The organism is Eisenbergiella porci, assembly GCF_009696275.1.
GTDB classification, from domain to species: domain Bacteria; phylum Bacillota; class Clostridia; order Lachnospirales; family Lachnospiraceae; genus Eisenbergiella; species Eisenbergiella porci.
Window position 1 is genome coordinate 132,279 of sequence record NZ_VUMI01000003.1, and the last position, 17,963, is coordinate 150,241.

The 17,963-nt window shown below is 43.9% G+C and carries 17 protein-coding genes and 2 pseudogenes; 3 read left to right on the top strand and 16 right to left on the bottom strand.

Annotated elements, in window-relative coordinates:
- Positions 1 to 12: 12 nt before the first annotated feature.
- The 8 genes from FYJ45_RS02915 to mobT form a co-directional block, all read right to left on the bottom strand.
- Entirely contained in the window at positions 13 to 1,011 is a 999-nt protein-coding gene (locus FYJ45_RS02915) for a bifunctional lytic transglycosylase/C40 family peptidase (protein ID WP_154463409.1), read from the bottom strand.
- Positions 1,008 to 3,278, bottom strand: a complete 2,271-nt coding sequence (locus FYJ45_RS02920) for a CD3337/EF1877 family mobilome membrane protein (protein ID WP_154463410.1) — start codon at positions 3,276 to 3,278, stop codon at positions 1,008 to 1,010. Before FYJ45_RS02920 ends, FYJ45_RS02915 begins: the two co-directional genes overlap by 4 nt.
- Entirely contained in the window at positions 3,275 to 5,728 is a 2,454-nt protein-coding gene (tcpF, locus tag FYJ45_RS02925; protein ID WP_154463411.1) for a conjugal transfer ATPase TcpF, read from the bottom strand. The genes FYJ45_RS02920 and tcpF overlap by 4 nt, the downstream gene beginning before the upstream one ends.
- A complete protein-coding gene (locus tag FYJ45_RS02930) occupies positions 5,712 to 6,104 on the bottom strand; it encodes a conjugal transfer protein (RefSeq protein WP_154463412.1) in 393 nt (130 codons plus the stop codon). Before FYJ45_RS02930 ends, tcpF begins: the two co-directional genes overlap by 17 nt.
- Before the next feature lie 101 nt (positions 6,105 to 6,205).
- On the bottom strand, positions 6,206 to 6,694 hold the full coding sequence (locus tag FYJ45_RS02935; protein WP_154463458.1) for an antirestriction protein ArdA: 489 nt from the start codon (positions 6,692 to 6,694) through the stop codon (positions 6,206 to 6,208).
- 43 nt (positions 6,695 to 6,737) lie between these two features.
- Entirely contained in the window at positions 6,738 to 7,481 is a 744-nt protein-coding gene (locus FYJ45_RS02940) for a hypothetical protein (protein WP_154463413.1), read from the bottom strand.
- A 64-nt stretch (positions 7,482 to 7,545) separates the two neighbouring features.
- The gene (locus tag FYJ45_RS02945; RefSeq protein WP_054354504.1) at positions 7,546 to 7,767 is read right to left on the bottom strand and encodes a hypothetical protein; all 222 of its coding nucleotides are present in this window, start codon (positions 7,765 to 7,767) and stop codon (positions 7,546 to 7,548) included.
- 100 nt (positions 7,768 to 7,867) lie between these two features.
- Positions 7,868 to 9,064, bottom strand: a complete 1,197-nt coding sequence (gene mobT, locus FYJ45_RS02950; RefSeq protein WP_154463414.1) for a MobT family relaxase — start codon at positions 9,062 to 9,064, stop codon at positions 7,868 to 7,870.
- 91 nt (positions 9,065 to 9,155) lie between these two features.
- Between mobT and FYJ45_RS32520 the strand changes: the two genes are divergently transcribed.
- Together FYJ45_RS32520 and FYJ45_RS02960 are read left to right on the top strand one after the other, a co-directional pair.
- Complete coding sequence (locus FYJ45_RS32520; protein ID WP_154463415.1) at positions 9,156 to 10,313, top strand: IS91 family transposase; 1,158 nt, start codon at positions 9,156 to 9,158, stop codon at positions 10,311 to 10,313.
- A 53-nt stretch (positions 10,314 to 10,366) separates the two neighbouring features.
- Complete coding sequence (locus tag FYJ45_RS02960) at positions 10,367 to 10,546, top strand: hypothetical protein (RefSeq protein WP_154463416.1); 180 nt, start codon at positions 10,367 to 10,369, stop codon at positions 10,544 to 10,546.
- Between the two features lie 258 nt (positions 10,547 to 10,804).
- On the opposite strand, the pseudogene FYJ45_RS02970 reads toward FYJ45_RS02960, so the two are convergent.
- The 8 genes and pseudogenes from FYJ45_RS02970 to FYJ45_RS03005 form a co-directional block, all read right to left on the bottom strand.
- Positions 10,805 to 11,410, bottom strand: a pseudogene (locus FYJ45_RS02970) (ATP-binding protein); the annotation flags it as partial.
- 115 nt (positions 11,411 to 11,525) lie between these two features.
- Complete coding sequence (ltrA, locus tag FYJ45_RS02975) at positions 11,526 to 13,346, bottom strand: group II intron reverse transcriptase/maturase (protein ID WP_154463417.1); 1,821 nt, start codon at positions 13,344 to 13,346, stop codon at positions 11,526 to 11,528.
- A gap of 729 nt (positions 13,347 to 14,075) precedes the next feature.
- Positions 14,076 to 14,867 (bottom strand): annotated as a pseudogene (locus FYJ45_RS02980) (ATP-binding protein); the annotation flags it as partial.
- A gap of 26 nt (positions 14,868 to 14,893) precedes the next feature.
- The gene (locus FYJ45_RS02985; protein WP_154463418.1) at positions 14,894 to 15,139 is read right to left on the bottom strand and encodes a hypothetical protein; all 246 of its coding nucleotides are present in this window, start codon (positions 15,137 to 15,139) and stop codon (positions 14,894 to 14,896) included.
- Between the two features lie 7 nt (positions 15,140 to 15,146).
- Positions 15,147 to 15,530: a YdcP family protein gene (locus FYJ45_RS02990; RefSeq protein ID WP_154463419.1), complete on the bottom strand. Its 384-nt coding sequence runs from the start codon at positions 15,528 to 15,530 to the stop codon at positions 15,147 to 15,149.
- Between the two features lie 19 nt (positions 15,531 to 15,549).
- On the bottom strand, positions 15,550 to 15,864 hold the full coding sequence (locus FYJ45_RS02995; RefSeq protein WP_154463420.1) for a YdcP family protein: 315 nt from the start codon (positions 15,862 to 15,864) through the stop codon (positions 15,550 to 15,552).
- A 331-nt stretch (positions 15,865 to 16,195) separates the two neighbouring features.
- Positions 16,196 to 16,774, bottom strand: a complete 579-nt coding sequence (locus tag FYJ45_RS03000) for an SLATT domain-containing protein (protein ID WP_154463421.1) — start codon at positions 16,772 to 16,774, stop codon at positions 16,196 to 16,198.
- On the bottom strand, positions 16,752 to 17,630 hold the full coding sequence (locus tag FYJ45_RS03005) for an SMODS domain-containing nucleotidyltransferase (protein WP_154463422.1): 879 nt from the start codon (positions 17,628 to 17,630) through the stop codon (positions 16,752 to 16,754). Before FYJ45_RS03005 ends, FYJ45_RS03000 begins: the two co-directional genes overlap by 23 nt.
- Positions 17,631 to 17,794: 164 nt before the next feature.
- Between FYJ45_RS03005 and FYJ45_RS03010 the strand changes: the two genes are divergently transcribed.
- Entirely contained in the window at positions 17,795 to 17,962 is a 168-nt protein-coding gene (locus FYJ45_RS03010; RefSeq protein ID WP_276891085.1) for a ribbon-helix-helix domain-containing protein, read from the top strand.
- Position 17,963 lies beyond the last annotated feature (1 nt).

Sequence of the window (17,963 nt, forward strand, 5' to 3'; positions counted from 1 at the left end):
TTTTCATCCTTTCTATTTTGAGATTCTTCCTGCACTGGCTAAATGCTGTTGCCAGTAGGAGCTTGTCAAATCGGCATAACCGATAGGGTCGCCTGCGTGGAACATACGGTTATTTCCTTGATATATTCCGACGTGCGTAATATAAGTGCCAGCGTTATAGGTAGAGTGGAAAAAGACCAAATCCCCAGCCTTTGCTTCGGACAGGGGAATATGCTGCGTCGCATTGTACTGTTCCTGTGCCGTCCGTGGCATGGAGATTCCAGCCTTGCCGAAACACCACTGGACAAGACCGGAACAGTCAAAGGAGGTAGTAGGGGAAGCCCCGCCGAAAACATACCGCCAGCCCTCATATTTTAAGGCTTCATCCATGATAGCCTGTACCGTTTCGTCGTCAAACTGTGCTACCGTCAGATATTGCGACACTACCAGCACATAAAACATATTTCCATAGTTATACCGCCATCCGCCGTTTTTCTCCACAGCGATAGGGTTTGTATAGGTCACTTTCGTTCCGCCGGATTTATCCCTTGCGAAACTTTCCGCCAGTTCAAAAGTGTATTTTTTTCCACGGTTCGACACATAGTCAAGAAAGCCGCCGCCGTAGTTATAGGACTGAATAACGGCGTTTAGGTCACAGCCCTTTGCTTCGGCGGAAGCCACCAGTTCCGAGAAATACTTGCAGCCCTGCTTGATGGATTCCTCTGTGCTTAGTGAGTTTGGCGGCAATCCCAGCGATTCCGAGGACTGCATAACGTCTTCCAGCGTACCGCCGGATTCCACCTGTATAATCACAAGCAGCACATTGATGTATTCCTCAATCCCGTATTCTCTTGCGTACTTTTCCAGCAGGGGCTTATGTGCCAGTACCTCCGCTGACACATTCACGCCGCCATACTGGATATGAGAGCCGCCGTCTTCTTCGTCCGAGAACAGGACGACCACAAACAGGAGCAGGGAGAAAATCAGCACGAACACCCCAGAGCTGGCAATTATGATATGCTTCAGCTTCATTTTTTCTCCCCTTTCTTAACTTCGGTGGCAGTTCTGAACTTCTCCTTTCTGGTAGATTCACGCTTAACGGTGGAACTGCGTTCCTTGATGGACTGTCGCTGCGGCTCTTGCTCTGCGGTGGCAGGGGCAGCCGCCTTTGGCAGCGGTCTGTCTGAATGGGAAGAACTGCCGGACAGGGGTTGCCGTTCCGTGACGGCTGGCATATCCGTCTTTTCTTTTACGGATGATACCACAGGTCTTTCCGTAGGCTTGCCAGCACTTCCAGCCTGTGCCGTAGCTCTGGCCGTCTGTGTCTGGCTGCGTTCCACAGGCTCACGGGATTCTGTTTGGGGTGTAGTGGTGGCAGGACGTTCATGGACAGGGGCAGCGGATTTCTTTGGCTCTGTGGCAGACTCTTTCCTCTGCGCCGCCTGTTCCATTTCCGCCCGACGCTCCGCAATGGTCTTCCTGCGCTGTTCTTCTTTATCCCTGCGCCCCTCCGCTCTGGCGGTTCTAGTCTGTGTCATGCTGGATGTAAAGTCACGCACCCCCTCCGATACCTGCGTTTTTCCGTGGTAAAGGGCATATTTTGCATTGACGGGTAAATCCTTTGCCTGTTCTTTCAGCCCTGCGGTGGTGTCAACAATCTTGCCTTTGGCATCCAAAACCGCACCTGCCGCCTGTCCAGCCCGTTTGCCCAAAGAAGCCTTTTCTTCTGTGCCAGTCTGTCCGTCTGGTCGGGTATGGTCTGCCTGTGTGGTTCTGGAAGCTCCCGAACTGGAAGCCGCCCCCGATTGCTTAGAAGCCTTAGAAACGGCTGCGCCAGCCCCAAGAGCCGCCACAGAACGCCCCAGCTTATGCTGTAAGCGGTGCATATGGGCGTGCATGAGCATACGGGGTCTTCGCATAATACGGCTTCCCACGCTTTGGGAATCGCCGCTCTGCAAGGAGAACATACTCATTAAATCCCCCAGCTTGAAGTAGATTCCGGCAAAGGTCACTATCTGCAAGAACGCGATGAGGAAGAACGGATAACCTGCGGACAGCGTATAGAGCATGGTTGATATACTGAACGCCGTCGTGATAATCAGCGTGATTCCTGCCCTTGTCAGAATGGTGTTGAACAGCTTTGTGATGGCACGTTTTGACATTCCGTCAAAGGTGGGAACCATACTTAAAATGAAGCTCACAGGCAGGAACATAGCGTAAATGATGAATAACACCTGCGAGAAAATCATAATGCCAGTCAATAGGAACACAAACACGGAAATACCAATATTGAAGATAAAGAGGAAGAACACCATTCCCAAGCGGTTGATGGTTTTTGTAACAGTAAGGTTCGTGTTCTCTCTGTCCTCGATTTCCTCCACGACGATTTCTTCCCTGTCTTCGCCGTTGTTGGTGTCGGGGCTGGTGGATAGTAAACTCTCCACCCGATCCGCACCAACACTCTCCATATCCGAGTTGCCGTATTGAAGCAGAAGCCACGGCTGTTTTACTTGTATAGAAAAAAGGCTGTCACGGATAAGGTCTACACTGTCTTTCCCCTGGCTCTCCGAGTTGGGCAGGACAATCTTCGTTCCCAGTGACAGGCTGGCATTGCTGATGTCTGCGGAAAAGTCATTGATTTTCCCGATATAGTCGGGAGCGTAGGCAATAAAGGACGCTGACAGCAGGAACACCACCACGAAATTCACAACAGCATGGATTGCTTTTGTAGTTTCACGCTTGATAAGCCCTGTGTAGGCAACGTAGATTCCCACAACAAGAATCAGAATCAGCAGGAATCCGATATAAAATCCCTCCGAGGACAGCCCGTTTGGGGTAATGCCTGCAAGGGTTTGCATATTTTTTCCGATAGAATCCGCCGTTGCTGATATGAAGTCCAGTGAATAGGCTTCCTGTATCAGATAGCCCGTGGCGTTGGAAAGATACAGGCTGATTGTCCAGATAAAATTCGTGATGGCGTAAAGCCCATACATAACCTGTTTTCCAATACCGTCCAGCCAGTTCCACGGCAGCCAATCCCAGCCCGTGTCCACATAAAAATCAAGCTGGTAGTTGTCCAGTGGGTACTTGCTGTATTCGTTAGCGGTATTGACGGTATCATCCACCAGCCCTGCGGCATGGGCGACCGTTCCCAGCGTCGCTAACAAAAAAATGGCAATCACGAATACCAGAAGTACCGTAACTGCCACTTTTCCAAGCCGCTGCATATTCCATTTTCTTTTCTGTTCCGGCTTGCCGCCTGCCGTCGGATTCCGGTGTAACCGCTTTTTTATTGTCATTCCTCCACCTCTTTTCTGACGGGCGGTCTGGTATCAAAGGCGTGCAGCAAATCTTCAAATATCGGATGGAACTGTATCACGCCCACACGCCCGTATAGGTCACTGATAAGGCACTGTCCATTTTCAAGGTCACGCAACCGCTTCTGGTTATTTTCGTCCTCTGCGTCCACTCCGAAAAAGGAGAGCGTCTTTTTTATCTCGTTACTATCCGTGGAACGGAACGCAAATTTTAAGCCGAGATTGTTTTTCAGCTTTTCATCCAGTAAATCGTCTGTGTTCTGCGTGACAAAGTAAACGCCTGCGTTCATGGCTCGCCCAGCTCTCACTAACTTCATGGACAGGGTTTTTCCCTGCGCCACCTGTAAGAAGCTCCATGCTTCGTCAAGGTCTACAATCTTAAAAATGCTGCGGTCTGTGTGGATGAAGTCAAGGGCAAAGGTGCTGATAACGATTAACATAGCCACGGACAAAAGCTCCATTGTGGTATATTCTTCAAAGCTGGTTTCCTTATCCGGCAGCACCAAATCCGCCACCTGTATGATGTTCAACTGCTTTTCAAGGCTGATGGACTGTTCCACATCCCCGTGTGAGAAAAGCAGATGTGCAAAATCGTAATCTGTGAAGGATTCGATATGGTCGGCAATGCTTACGCTGATGGGCGTACCCTCCACACGTAATTCCTCAATGACTTTCATTAAGCCCCGTTCCTCACTGTTGGTTACGGCACGAATGGCTTTCCGTAGGACAGGGAACTTTTCGCCGTCACGGGAGGAAATGCCTGTAAGGAATGTAAGAATGTCGATTGCCAGCGATTCCGAATCTTTCGGATTCTCCATAATCACGTAGGGGTCAAGAAGCCCCTTGTTTTTCTCGTCCGAGGTCAGATTGACAATGTTAATTTCGTCGGCAATTTCCGGCAGCGTTTCTTTCCAGTTCCCACGTTCCGCCTTTGGGTCTACAATGACAGCCTGTGCGCCGAACAGGACGGAGTAATAAACAATCATGTTGTTGGAGAATGATTTTCCACCGCCCAATGAGCCGACGAAAGCGGCAGCGAGGGCGTTAGTCACAGAACCTTTCACTCCTTGACTGGCGAGGGCAGGTTTCAGATACACATTTCTTCCTGTATCAAGGCTATACCCCACATAGATTCCCTCATTCTCTCCCAACATCTGCGTTGCCCCGAATCCCAATCCGGCGAGGAAATCGCTCGTCACATACTGGATGTAATCATTCATATACCGTTTGCTGGCAGGCAGAAATTCCCCATGCAAGCCCAGCATATCTCCAAATGGACGTACCAGCTTCACGCTCAAATCGTCGTAGAAGTCCTTGACTTCATTACAGCGACGTTTCAGCTCGTCAAGGTCGGGAGCCGTAACACGCACCACGTAGGATAGTTTATACATGGATTCCTTGCTCTGGTCTAAGGTGGTTTCCAGCTCGTTCACACTGTCCAGTGCTTCCGCCACATTGGAGCTGGTTTCGTTGTCGCTCTGCCATGCGTGGTTATCCAAATCTTTCAGCTCTTTCTTCTTGTTGCGGACAGTGGACAGTGCTTTCCTGTTCGCCACGATTTCCACATTCATACTGGTATCAATGGGAAAGGTGAATTGCTGTTGCTGATAGTAGAAGATTTCAGAAGACGGGAAGTCCAGTTCGCCCACAATGGAATTGATGGTAAAATAGGCGACGTATGCTGTGGAATCCTCCTGCTCAATTTTCAAATACCGCTGTTTTTCTTCAATCAGACAGCGTGTCGGCTTGATAAGGTCATAATATTTTATCAGCGTTTCCTTATCCAGTTTTTTCTTCGGCAGATAGTATTCGTAGTCCTCATATGCCGTTCCTGTCTGCCCGTAAAGGTGTTCAATGAGATAACCGAAATCGTCCTTGTCCAGACGGCGGATTTTAAAGCGGCGTGATATTTTATTTTCCAGCAGTTTTTCCATCTTAGAGAAACGCCAGATTTCATCATTGTTCATGGAAACGAAATCCCCCATGAGCTTATGGTTCACATCGTGGATGAAGTCGGAAAGAGCATTTGCCGCTTCTTTACCCACGTTTTTAATCGTGACTTCCTGCTCATTCAGAATCAGCTTGAAGCCGATAAAAAAGCGGTAGTCCACTTGATTTTCCCCAATCATGGAAATAAGGGCTTCAGTCTGTGCGTCGATTTTTTCATAGGCAATTTCTTTCAGCCTGCCGGACACTTCCTTTTTAGAGCGTTCCTGCGCCGCCCTTATACTGGATTCCGTACTAATCTGCAAGGCATGGATTCTTCCGTCACGGTTCTGTGCGATTAACTGCCGGAATGAATCGTGGACTTGATACTTCTGTTCTGGACTAAGGAACGAATAATTGTAGGGAAGCAGCTCATAGTAGGCGAAACATTCCCCGTCGTTGTTCCACACCAGATTGTTTTCGATATATTTAATCGGATATGCCATAAATTCCACTCCTAACTGCCGTGATGGATTCTGCCGGATGGTCTTTCCCCAGCTTCACGGTCTTTCCTGCATAGGTCAGTTTCGGGCGCACCAGATAGGCAATAACGGATTTCAGAAAGCCGTAAGGTTTCTTCCCATCAAAGGTTTTCTGGCACATGAACCATGTAAGCGCAAGGGGAATCCCAAAGTATTTTAGGAAAGCCCCATCTATCATAGACAGCGGCGGCACATTTCCAAGCAGCATGACAGCAAACAGCGATACCACAAACCACGTCATTTGTGTAAATGTGATGGGGAATGGCAGCTTAAAGTCATTGATGGAATAAAGCACCTTTTCAACCGACCAGATACTTGTGTAGCTTCGTATTTTCTTCATGTAATCAGTCCTTTCTAAAAAGTGTGGGGCAGCATGGAAGCCGCCCCGAAAAACAAAGAATCTGCCAGAATAGCCCTGTCGGGTTATGATCTGCCAGATTCTTAACGAGTAATTTCAAATACGCCGTGGTTCGTGACAACAAAACTGCCGCTGATTTCAAGGTCACGCCCGTAGGCTTCATAATCAATGTAGTTTTGCAGGCTTGCCGGCACTTCGCCCAAAGCCCCTGTTTCTTCAATGAAATAGCGTGCTACATCCGCCATATCCTCACAATCGGGATAATGGATAATATCGTCTTCATGCTCGCACAATTCTTCGATACCGCCGAAATAGGATTGCAGTTCGTGAAGCTCTGCCTGTATATCCTCTGATAAGTCCTCCACCATTTCACATAAGCGGTTTACTTCCTCAATGGGCGTGTACTCGTCGATTTCAAAGGGCAGTTCGTAGTCATGGATGGCGTATTCTTCGTATTCGTCATTTAAACCGATACGCTCCTTTACTTCGTCAAAGTCAATGGGCGGTATGAACCATGCCCCGACCAATTCGCCCTCATTGTATTTGCCTAAGTTGGCAATATAAATTCTCATTTCTTCGATAGTGTGCCACATCCTTTCTAACGTAAGAAGCAGCCTAATTATTGGCTGCTTCTTCAAAATTAGTTTTCTCTATGCTGTTTTCAACACCATCAAACATTGCAAAGTATTTCTTGCTATCTTTAGGACAAGCAATGTTTATAACAAATTCGTAGCTTTGTTCAAATATGTCTTTTGAATTGGCATATCCTAAAGTAATACTTAATTCACAATGAAGCTGGAGAAATCCGCTACTATATAAATACTCCGAGAAAACAAATGCTGGTTCTTCTTTTGGAGAAGTCATATAAAAATTCATTTGTCTACTTTGATTGGGTAATACCGAATAATGTCTTGTCCACGTTTGACAAAATGGTATCTTTTTATCAGTATTAGATAGAAAAACTGCATCTATTTTTAACTCATCCACATGGACTATATTTATAACATTTTCCGTAGCATTTCTGAAATAAATAGAAATATCGATTTCTCTGTTTGTGAATGTATCAATTTTGCAATTAGCCGTATCAATGTGCAAAAATGGCGTACTATTCCTTTCTTCAAGTTGCAATAGCCTATCACTGATTTTGTTTGCCTGTGCACTTTGAAATAAAGCAACAACGCCAATAAAAGTAGTGCCTAACGCTCCAAGTATTGAACCAAAATAAAGAAGCACATCTTTAGCTTCCCATAACGTTATATAGCCCGTATTGGCTTTATAGCTTTCATTTATGATTATAGGAATTACTAAAGATAACAATAAAACAAGAATATACAAAAGAATAATATGCTTTTTTTTCATGATACACCCCTAAAATTATATTTAGTTGTATTGTATCACTAAATGATTATTATACCAAGCTAATTTAAGCTCCGATAATCTTGTTGAACAGCTCTAACAGAATATCTTTCACACCAGCGGCGTTGAAGACCAGACCAACGGCAATCAGCGAGATAATCAGAAAGCCAATAAGCTTGCTAAATTCACGCTTAAATCCGAGGTAAAGTCCAATCACAACGATTGCCAGCAGTACCAGAGATTGCGCGTTTGATAAAAACCAGTTGTATAAGTTCTGTCCGAAATTCATAAAATCGCTCCTTTCCTCATTCATGTACCTGCTTTCCGTACATGGTGGTATCCCCGTAGGGGATTTCTTTGCTTGAATGTCAACAGGGAATAAAAATCAACTAGATAACCACCTCCTTTGCGGTGGCTGCTTGCTGCTTTAAGATTTTTTCGTGCCGCTCGGTCAGCTTCGCACTGGCGATAATATCCTTTACGACCTGCGTATGGTTGATTTCATCCAGCTTCATAGCCATTTTCAAGGTTGGGGCTACTTGATGGGAAAGCCAGTTCAAGGTACGCTGGAATGAATACGGTTCGGGCTTCGTTGTCAGCTTCATGCTCTCCCGATTCTCTCCGATAAACCACACCCATTCCTCACTTATCCGCCATTCAGAACGGGGCTTCGTATCGTCCTTATCCACGAACCGCACATAGCGGTTGATAATCTTAAAAGCGGTTCGTTCTGGATTGTCATATGCCAGCAGGTCACGGAGGGCGTAATAGGCACGCTCATTTTTCAGCCGGATTTCGAAGCGGTTCTTAACTTCGGCTTCCTCTATGGGAATGTCATTTTTCTTGTACTGTTCAAAATCCTTTTCATAAATGCAGAAGTACACTTCACTCTGCAAAGAGCCGATATACAGTGTATTTCCCATACATTCTTTTTCATCCCTCCGCACCAGTTCGCCGCTTCGGTAGCTCTTAAAGCTGCGGAACACGGAAACACATTCCTCATTCCGGCATTTCTCCGTCAGACGGGGGATGTTAAGAATCCCTGTCTTGTCATTGATGGCAAGGTCAAGCCGCTTCATCACGCCGCCCTCCACCAGACAGTCCATGAAAAACTCGTACCAGCTCCGTTCCTGTGCCAGCAGGTAGCTTTCAAACTGGCGGCAGCCACGCCCTTTCAGTTCCAGCAGCACACCTTTTTCTACTTCGGGCGATACCAGCACGAATATGTCGCCCAGACAGTAATGTTCAGCGTAAGAATAAAAGCCGTAGTCTTCATGGAGCATATAGGACAGCTTCAACCTCAAAATATCCTCAACGATGTGCTTCACATCCAGAGTAGGGAAGCGAATCCGCACATAGTCAAAGAGCATTTCAAGGGGAGCGTCTGGATTGAACCGTTCCAGTGCTTCCATGATAGCCGCTTTCCGTTCGGCGGACGGAAGTACCTTGCCCGTTTCAATGTCGCTTAAATACTGGCGTGTCACGCCAGCAGTTATCGCAAGTCTGCTCTGTGAGATTCCATAGCCGGAGCGTTTTTCCTTTAATTCCTGTACCCAAGTATCGTGATTCAGTGAATATCCCTCCAATAAAAAATAGGCTTCGCCTATTCAACTCCCCTGCCCCTCAATCTTGAGGGGTGGGGTTGTTTTTTCTCCCTAATTCCTTCATAATACTCTTATGAGCATCCTTCAAAAGATTTTTAGAGAACATTACGAAGAAATTGAATATACTCTTCATCCACGCCCCATTGTTATGGAAAACGTGGAAAAGATGATTAACTGTGGAGACCCCGCCTACGGCGGTGCCATGTACGGCTGTCCCCACTGCGGCGAACTTAAATTTGTTCCTTTCCGCTGTCATTCTAAATTTTGCCCTACCTGCGGCAACAAGTACTGTATTGACCGCTCTACTAAAATCTCCTTTAAGCTCGTTGACTGTACCCACAGGCATCTCGTCTTTACCATAGATGAAGACCTTCGCCCTTTCTTTCTGGATGACCGTTCCCGCCTTAACTGCCTTTTTCAGGCGGTTCGCAGCGTCATTCTCAGAATGTTCCATGAAATGAATAAAAGCAGGAACTTTGTCCCCGGTTTCATTTGTGTCCTGCACACCTTCGGCAGACCCCTGGAATGGAATCCCCACATCCATTGCCTTCTTACCGAAGGTGGTTTCTCCGATGACGGCTTCTGGAGAGTTGTCAAACACTTTAGCTATACTTATCTTCGCAAGGCTTTCCAGACTGCTCTTTTAAATGAATTGGAAAAGTGCATTGGCCCTTCCTTCAAAAAGACCAAGGCTGCCATTTACAAAAAAGATAAAAATGGGTTTTATGTTTATGCAAAGCCTAACCTCTGTGATACTGACACTGTTGTAAAATACATCAGCCGCTATCTCGGCCGCCCTGTGATTGCCTCCTCACGTATTGATTCCTATGACGGGGAAAACGTGACTTTCCACTATAATAAACACGAAGATAATTCCTACGTAGAAAAAACAGTCCCAGTAATGGACTTTATTTCCCTGCTTATCCAGCACATACCAGAAAAATATTTCAAGATGACGCGTTATTACGGACTCTATGCGAGGCACCGCAAATCTGACGAAAGCCTTCGCCGGGCTGTTCCAAAATCAAAGCACAGAATTTTGCTTGATTTTAACAAATGGCGGCAACTCTTCCTCTTATCCTTCGGTTACGATCCTCTTCAATGTCCAAAATGTAACCGCCAAATGGAGTTTCTGGAACTCTACCACAATCATAAGCCTGTTTCTCTTCATGAACTCTACGAAAGGGCAATGGCAAAATATCGTTGCCGTTCCAGTGGTAAATGTGCTTGATTTTATCTCCTGTCTGCTCCATACTGAAACTATCAACTGGCAGGAGGCGTACAATGGATCCAAAATTTATAGAGGGACTCAGGCAAAAATATATCAAAAATCCTCCGGAAGGCATGACTGCAAAACTGGTTAAAAATATGACTGACTCTGATTTGCTCGATATGCATTACTTCCTTACTGAGGATGATGACCTTGATGATGACGAATTTGAAGAAGGTTTTTATATCTTCTAAAAGTATTCGTCTTATCAGCATGCCCACCTCCGGCGGGCTATTTTATTCCAGATTTCTCCGTAAGGAGGAATTTCCTATTACATCAAAAAGGCGTATGTCAACTTTCGGTACTTTGCTGACACACGCCGGATTTTAAGGAATCCCATGTAACCAGCAGGATTCCGCTTTATTTTCAGACTGTTTCCAGTCGATTTGTACCCCCCTGTTAGATACGGGGGGTTAGGTGCTGGCGTGCCTTGCGGCACACCAGCCAGCAGGTCAGTCCACCCCTGCGGCTTCCGCTCCGCACGCCGCCTGTGTGTCCTGCCTGCTGTTTGCAAGTAGTTTGATTTCCTTTAGGAAGTCGTGTCCTTTTGGCACAAGGGGCGTGTAAAATTCGGATATGACGCTTGTTCCCACGTCCACATAGCCACGCCCTTTTATCTGCTTCAAGAAAAAATCCTTGTCGGTTTCCCCGAACATCATCCCATAGCCCATTTCAGACATACGCCCAAGAGCCACACGGAAATTGAACTGGTCACGGATTCCGTCGCCCAGATATTTTGCGTCCGGACGCTGGCAGGCAAGAATCAGAAAGAATCCGGCCTGCCGCCCCAGCATGACAATCTGTTTCAGCTTGTTAAGGACGATGGCATTCTCTTTTGTTCCCAACATTTCCATGAACGCCACATATTCATCAAAGATAAGGAAGTTCGCTGGCAATCCCAAGTAGGCGTAGTTTTCCCCTGTCTTGTAGCCATCCATCTGCTTCATATCCTCGCTGCGTTTCATCATTTCATCATAGAAACGGTCAAGGCAGGCGGTCATATCATCCTTTTTATAGTAGACGTTTGGCATGACGGCTTCCAAGTCCGCAAGGTCAGATAGCGATAGGTAACTCTTTGATGTTATCTCCAAGTTTTCCCCCGCTTCACACCGTACATGAAACTTTCGCTTCATACGGCGTTCCATCATATTCAAATAGATTCATAAGTTCTGGTTATTTTATTGCTTGGTATCCATAGTTCGCTCGTATTTTGTTCAGCTTTTTCTTTTGTTGACTGCTCAAGCCATAGTTCATCAACCACATTTTTGCCTGTTGTACTGATTCAGTCAGTATCGCTTTTGATATTGGTATTTCAACAAATACAAGATTTTGGTATTTATCTCTATCTGTTTCGGTAATATTCTTGTAGATACAAACCATATCAGTCGGGCTATGCCTTCGATTAGTGATATAGCAATTGCCTTGTTGGGCTATAAATACCGAAATTCGATTATCATTAAATTCAACACTCTTTGTGGTGTCTTTATACTCTAAAAGAATCCGTATCTCTCCTTTGGTTACCAATGCTATTTCCTCATGTATTCTGCTTCTTCCGTGTTCTGTAAAGTTGCATATATCCTGTGAGAAATTCAGCGGATTTTTGTGTTTTACTCCGTTGATTGGCAATAGAGGAGTATCGGCAATCATAATAATTTTTGTTTGTGGTCGTATTCCAGTTGTTTTCATCTGGAAATCTTGACTTGTAGTTTCAAAAGGTATTAGCTTTGCAATCTTTTTAAAGCGAACTCTGGTGGTCGGTAAAAGAGCGTAACTTACTTCTGTTAAATTGTTGTATATATTCGTAGCCACACAATAATAATTCTGCATTCCCATAACCGCCAGATTATAACGTGCAATCTGGAAAGTAGTTGTGTGCCTGACTATATCCCTGACTTTTAACTTTAGATTTGTTTTTGCTTTCTTTAGTGCTTTCTGGTTCATATCTGTTTTGGCAACATATCCATGTTTTGTTTTCCCTTTTGGAATCACTTTAATTTTGAATCCCAGAAAATCTGATGAATTTTTCTTCAGATTTACTACCTTTGATTTTTCTGGACTGATTTCTAATTTCAGCCTTTTGTTAAGAAAATCTACGGTACTGTGATAGAATCGCTGTGCTTCTTCATAGGTCGAACACATAATTTTAAAATCGTCAGCATAACGCACAATAAAGCCACTTTTTAACCTCGTATGTTTCTTTGCATATTGGAACCAACCGTTTTTATTACGGTGCTTTGGCTGGAAAGTTTCCCATTGACTGCTTACCCACCAATCCAATTCATTAAGGACTATGAGCGAGAGCAGGGGACTTAACAGACCGCCTTGCGGAGTTCCTTTTTCTGGGACACCCTCGCCGTCAATTTCAGCTTTCAGCATTTTACTAATAATGCAAATCAGTCTTTTATCCCGAATGCCAAGTGTCCAAATCTGTTTTAACAATTTCCCGTGGTTGACATTATCAAAGAATCCTTTAATATCTACATCAATGCAGTAATGATACTTTGATATGTTTATCAAACTGGTTACTCTGCCAAGTGCATGGTGGGCACTTCGATTCGCACGGAATCCATAGGAATGATTATGGAACTTAGGTTCGCATATCGGTTCTAGGACTTGCAAGATACATTGTTGTACAAGTCTGTCCCAGATACAGGGGATTCCGAGAGGTCGCATTTTATCGCTTCCAGATTTAGGAATAAAAACCCGTCTGACTGATTTTGGTTGGTAATTATCCAGGCTGCTTCGGACTTTCATAATAATATCTTCATCACACAAATGTTTAATATCATCAATCGTTAGCCCATCTGTACCAGCGGTTTTGCTTCCGCTGTTTGTTTTTAAATTTCGGTATGCCAAGCAGATATTTTGTTCTGAACCAATAATTTCCAGTAACTTATAAAAGTTATTACCATTTTTGCTCTGTGCGTATAACTCATCATAAATATGTTGCATATCATAATATTCGTTATAGCGGAGCTTGTCTTTCTTTAGCATGGTTTGTATCCTCCTTAATGACAGGAGTAAGTACATCTCTTAGTCTTACTCGAACCCATACCATTCTTAGTAATTCTATTCTTCAATGACTAGTGGCTATCCCTCCACCATTGTTATCATGGTTTCATAGGTACTGTGCCACCACTATCACTGGCATAAACACACCTTATATCATTGCTAATCTCACAATAACCTTATGATGTGAACACTTCATAGATAGTAAAATCTCCATGTTGCCAGCTTTCAACGTTCCTAACACACTATCTGTACATATATCCGTAGGTTTCTTCTCTAAGCCTGCTACTTTGATAATGCCTGTAACATTATATGGATTTTCATAAAAACGAGTCTTACTCACCCACAGTAGCGACACTATTTGTGTCACTGGACATTTCTATCCAGTCCCGATATAGACCTGTACATTCAAAGATTCGTCAGTAGACCGCTCATCTACATACTAACCATAGATATTTTATAGACTTCCGGCATATGGGATACGACACCCACCTCTGGGTATTTTTCGTCAGCATTATCTGTTACGGTATCTCTTTGCCGACTTCACCGAGCTTCTGACAGTCTTATATTTACTCATAATTCTGCCAGTCGGAGTATTAAAGTAGCCTTTCAGGGCGTTACCCCATCATTCGACTATTCGTGTGTTCAGTTCTCCAGCACAAATTTAGTTGATTGTGCTGTGTCTACTCTTTTCAAGTAGAAACGTTTCGCACCGTTCTTCGGGTCTAAGACGTAGAGAACAGCATTTGTGCGGAGCAGGGCTTCTATGAGCGTCAGAATGAAATACGTCTTACCGCCACCCGTTCCTCCGGCAATCAGCATATGGGGCAGCTTGTCATACTCCCACCAGATATTTTTCATCAGCCGGAGCTTGCCATCCTTTGCCTGCACATCCTCTATGGAAATGCGGTTTGCGATAGAGTCATAGAGCAAGGTATATTCCACGTAAGAATCCTTTAATTCCTTGTCGGTCAGCTCACAGTACAAACCGCTTTCCAGTTTCTTTTCCAAGTGCAAAAGCTGGTCTTGATATTTTCCCAGCGTTATTTCCACCCGAATGTGAATCAGCCCGTTTTTTAGCTGGTAGTAGATTTTGGGGAAATAGCTGATTTTCTCCTTTGAACGGCTGGAGGACAGGTCTTTGAAGAAACCGTCTGACTGCACCTGTTCCGCTTCATACCATTTATTTTCCAGAACCATCTTCGCCAGCTTTTGGCGGTGGTAGAGCTGTTTCACATAGTCACGGCAGTAATGCCGGAAGACCAGAGCCGCCGCCAGACAGATAAATCCTGCCACGCCCATGCTGATAAGCAGATAGGGAATGCGGATGGATTCTTTAAGCTGCGTTAAAGTAACATCCTGCCAGTCTGTCTGCATGATTGATCTGCCATGAAACAGCAGGACAATCAGCAGAAAGACTGGAAGCAGGGCGGCGGTGGCAGTATGGAAAACTAAGTCTGTGTCCGTGGCACGAATCCGCTTGCCACGTGGGAGATACTGTTTCATGCTTGATTCACTCCTTTTCTCTGAATTTAATAAAAGCCCGTGTAGAGCAGCGAATAGGTTTTTTCGCTGTCTTCTGTACGGGCTGTAAACAGGAATGTATAGCCGGAAATATCATTGCATAGGCAATCCGGCATAAATACATTCAGATTTTCCGTTGGACTGTAATCTTCTAAGGCTTCGTTCAATAGCTGTTCCGCCATCCAGCGGTATTCCGGCAGGGCAAGAAGCCGGAAGTCGTTTTCGTACTCGTCATATCCTGCGATACCATCCATAGGCTTCCTATTTTGCAGGCGGATTGTCTTTCTTTGGTGGCTGCGGATTTCCGGCAGGGGCAGCACCTTTCTTCAAGACAATATCATCCGCCTTGATATACCAGTCCACATCCGCCCCTTGAAATGTTGCGGTTGCGACGGTATCAGCAACGGGATTGATGATTTCTACTTCTGCGTTGTAGTCAAACTCTTTCAGCGGTACGCTGGCAGGGATGGACACTTGAATCATGCGCCCCTGTCCTCTGGACTTCAAATCGTAAGTGCGCTCCTTGATTTCATCCGATACCGTACCGTCCTCGTTCTGAATCCGTACCTCACGGCGGAGGGCGGAGAATTTCAACGCCCCGAATGTTGCCTCCTTGTCAATGACGATTCCATTTGCTAATCTCATAAATAATACCTCTCTTTCCTTATGCTTTTACCATGTCATCCGCATGGAGGATGTAGTTTGTGAAGCCACGAGTACCGATTTTATAGCCCTCTGCGGTAATACTAGGATTTACCAGCTTTACCCGTTCTTCAAAATCAAAATGTTTTTCGCCTGCTTCGGCTGGCAGAATCACGACAATATCATCCGCCCGCTGTACGTCAGAGTAAAGATTGAAGCTGCGTGTGAGTACGGTCATGCGCCCATTGATTCTGCGCTGTTCTGTCTTGTCTTCTCCGGCAAACTCCAAGCTGCCGAATGTCTTTTCCATGTTGGGGATAACAAATTTAAGTTCCATATGTTTTTACCTTTCCTTTCTGATGATTGATGGTTGATGGATTTGGATAGTTCCTTATTCAGCTTCGTGGAGAATACCTGTCTGCCTGTGATTTATCAAGGGCTGGCGTTGTGCTTCACACCCTTGACAAATCCCATTCTGACAGGTAAAGGGTAGCCAAGCCGAATAAAGGGGATTTCTGCCAGCTCGTGACTGGCGGAATCTCATAATGTTATGCGGAGGGGAACGCTCCTGCGGTTCTTGTCGGGGCATGGGTATCACATCCTTTCTGAATTTTGGACAAGAAAAAAGGAGTACCATTTTTACGATACTCCTTCACATACATTTTCTATTATTTTATATCTCTATTACTGCGCCTTATAGAATTAGGTAACATAATATCTATTTCATTTTCTGAAAAAGTTTGTTCTTCATCATTCTTCAAAGCCTTTTGAGCTTCTGCATAACTTTTTCCATCTGTTCTAGGAGAGTTACTGTATACTTCAGCAGTTCTTTCTTGCAATTCATCTCTTTTTTTCATTATAGCTTCTGGCTCTAAGATTTCAAAATCAGTTAATAATGATACATATTCTTCTCGGATTTTCCACAAAGCGTCTGACGCTACCTTATGTTCTTGCGCCTTTTCTACTAAGTTGAAGTTTTTTGTATAAGAATTTAAAATCAGTAATACAAGGGATATAATTGCTCCTAATACGCTTGCTATTTTATCTTCCGAAAGAATCGCAACAATAAAACCACTCGTAGTAATCGCTGACAAAACAATTTGCCAAATTTTTATTCTGTCATTAGTTTTTAATAATCGACTAATGATTTTATCATGACAGGTTTGGGTATATGTAACCCTGCCATATGCTTCTCTAATTTGTGATTCCAACTTATAGCCTTGGCTAATCTGGGAATTTCGTTCCATAAATTTCTCTCCATTTTTGCTTTGCAGAATATGATTTATTATCGTTCTCATACGATATGGCGGCTACTGCATTATCATATGCTGTTTTTGCCTTTGATTGAAAACTACCCGATTTCCAAACATAGCGGTTACTTCCCGGTGCTAGCCAATAACTTTGAGATGTGTCAATGTTTTTTAGATATTCAAAAAAATCTCTACTCATAAAATCATAATACAGATACGATTTATCTTTATATTCCCAATCTCCAATAAATTTATAGGCTAATGTATCTATCAATATTCCACTCATTGAAACATTACATTTTTCTTTCCATGCTCTAGCCATTCTACACAGTCGTTTTAAATTCTTATTAGTGTTACTATTTCTTGTATTCATAGCAGCAATTTCTTTTCTTGGGTCTGTAGTTTTCCAACTTCCTCCATCATTGGAATCTGGATAAGTATAACTGTCATCTTTGTTAATAAAAGCTGGAACAATTTCAAAATTTATACCGTCCGTAAAATTTATACCAATTACTTGTCCATCACCCTTAACAAAAGATGTACTATATGTTTTCTGTAAAACGCCTTTTACCTCTTGCAAAAGGGCTGACTGACCATTACTGCTATATGCGTTAAATTTAGCATAAGTTTCATATGGTAATTGTACAATCATGTCTATATCACTCGTCCATATTTCTGTACCTCTACCGTAAGAACCGACATATAAACTATACGCCGTTTCTGATGAACTATTTCTATAATCAAGATTAATTCGTTTGGTAATTTGATGATACCGATATTGAATCGTCGATACCGTATCGGAACTCATTCTTAAATTAGAACAAAATGTTGAAAAATAATCACTAACTGACATAAATATTTGCCCTCCCTCAATCACTAAAATTCATATATCTATTTTATCCCACAATATCTAGTATGTCAATTTATGTTTTAACTCAATCTTTTGTGTGAAACTTTTTAATATCAATTAGCAATCTTGACAAAAGTGTTACACTGTGATACACTATATATAAGGAGGTGGATAGTTTGGCTGTTTCTGAAAATAACGTAAGAGTACCTATAACAATTTCAAAGGAATTAAAGCAGCAGTTAGATAATCTGGCAAAAGAGGACAAGCGTACCTTTTCCAACTTATGCGCTAAGATTTTATTTGACTATGTGCAGCAGAAAAAGGATGGTGAGTAAC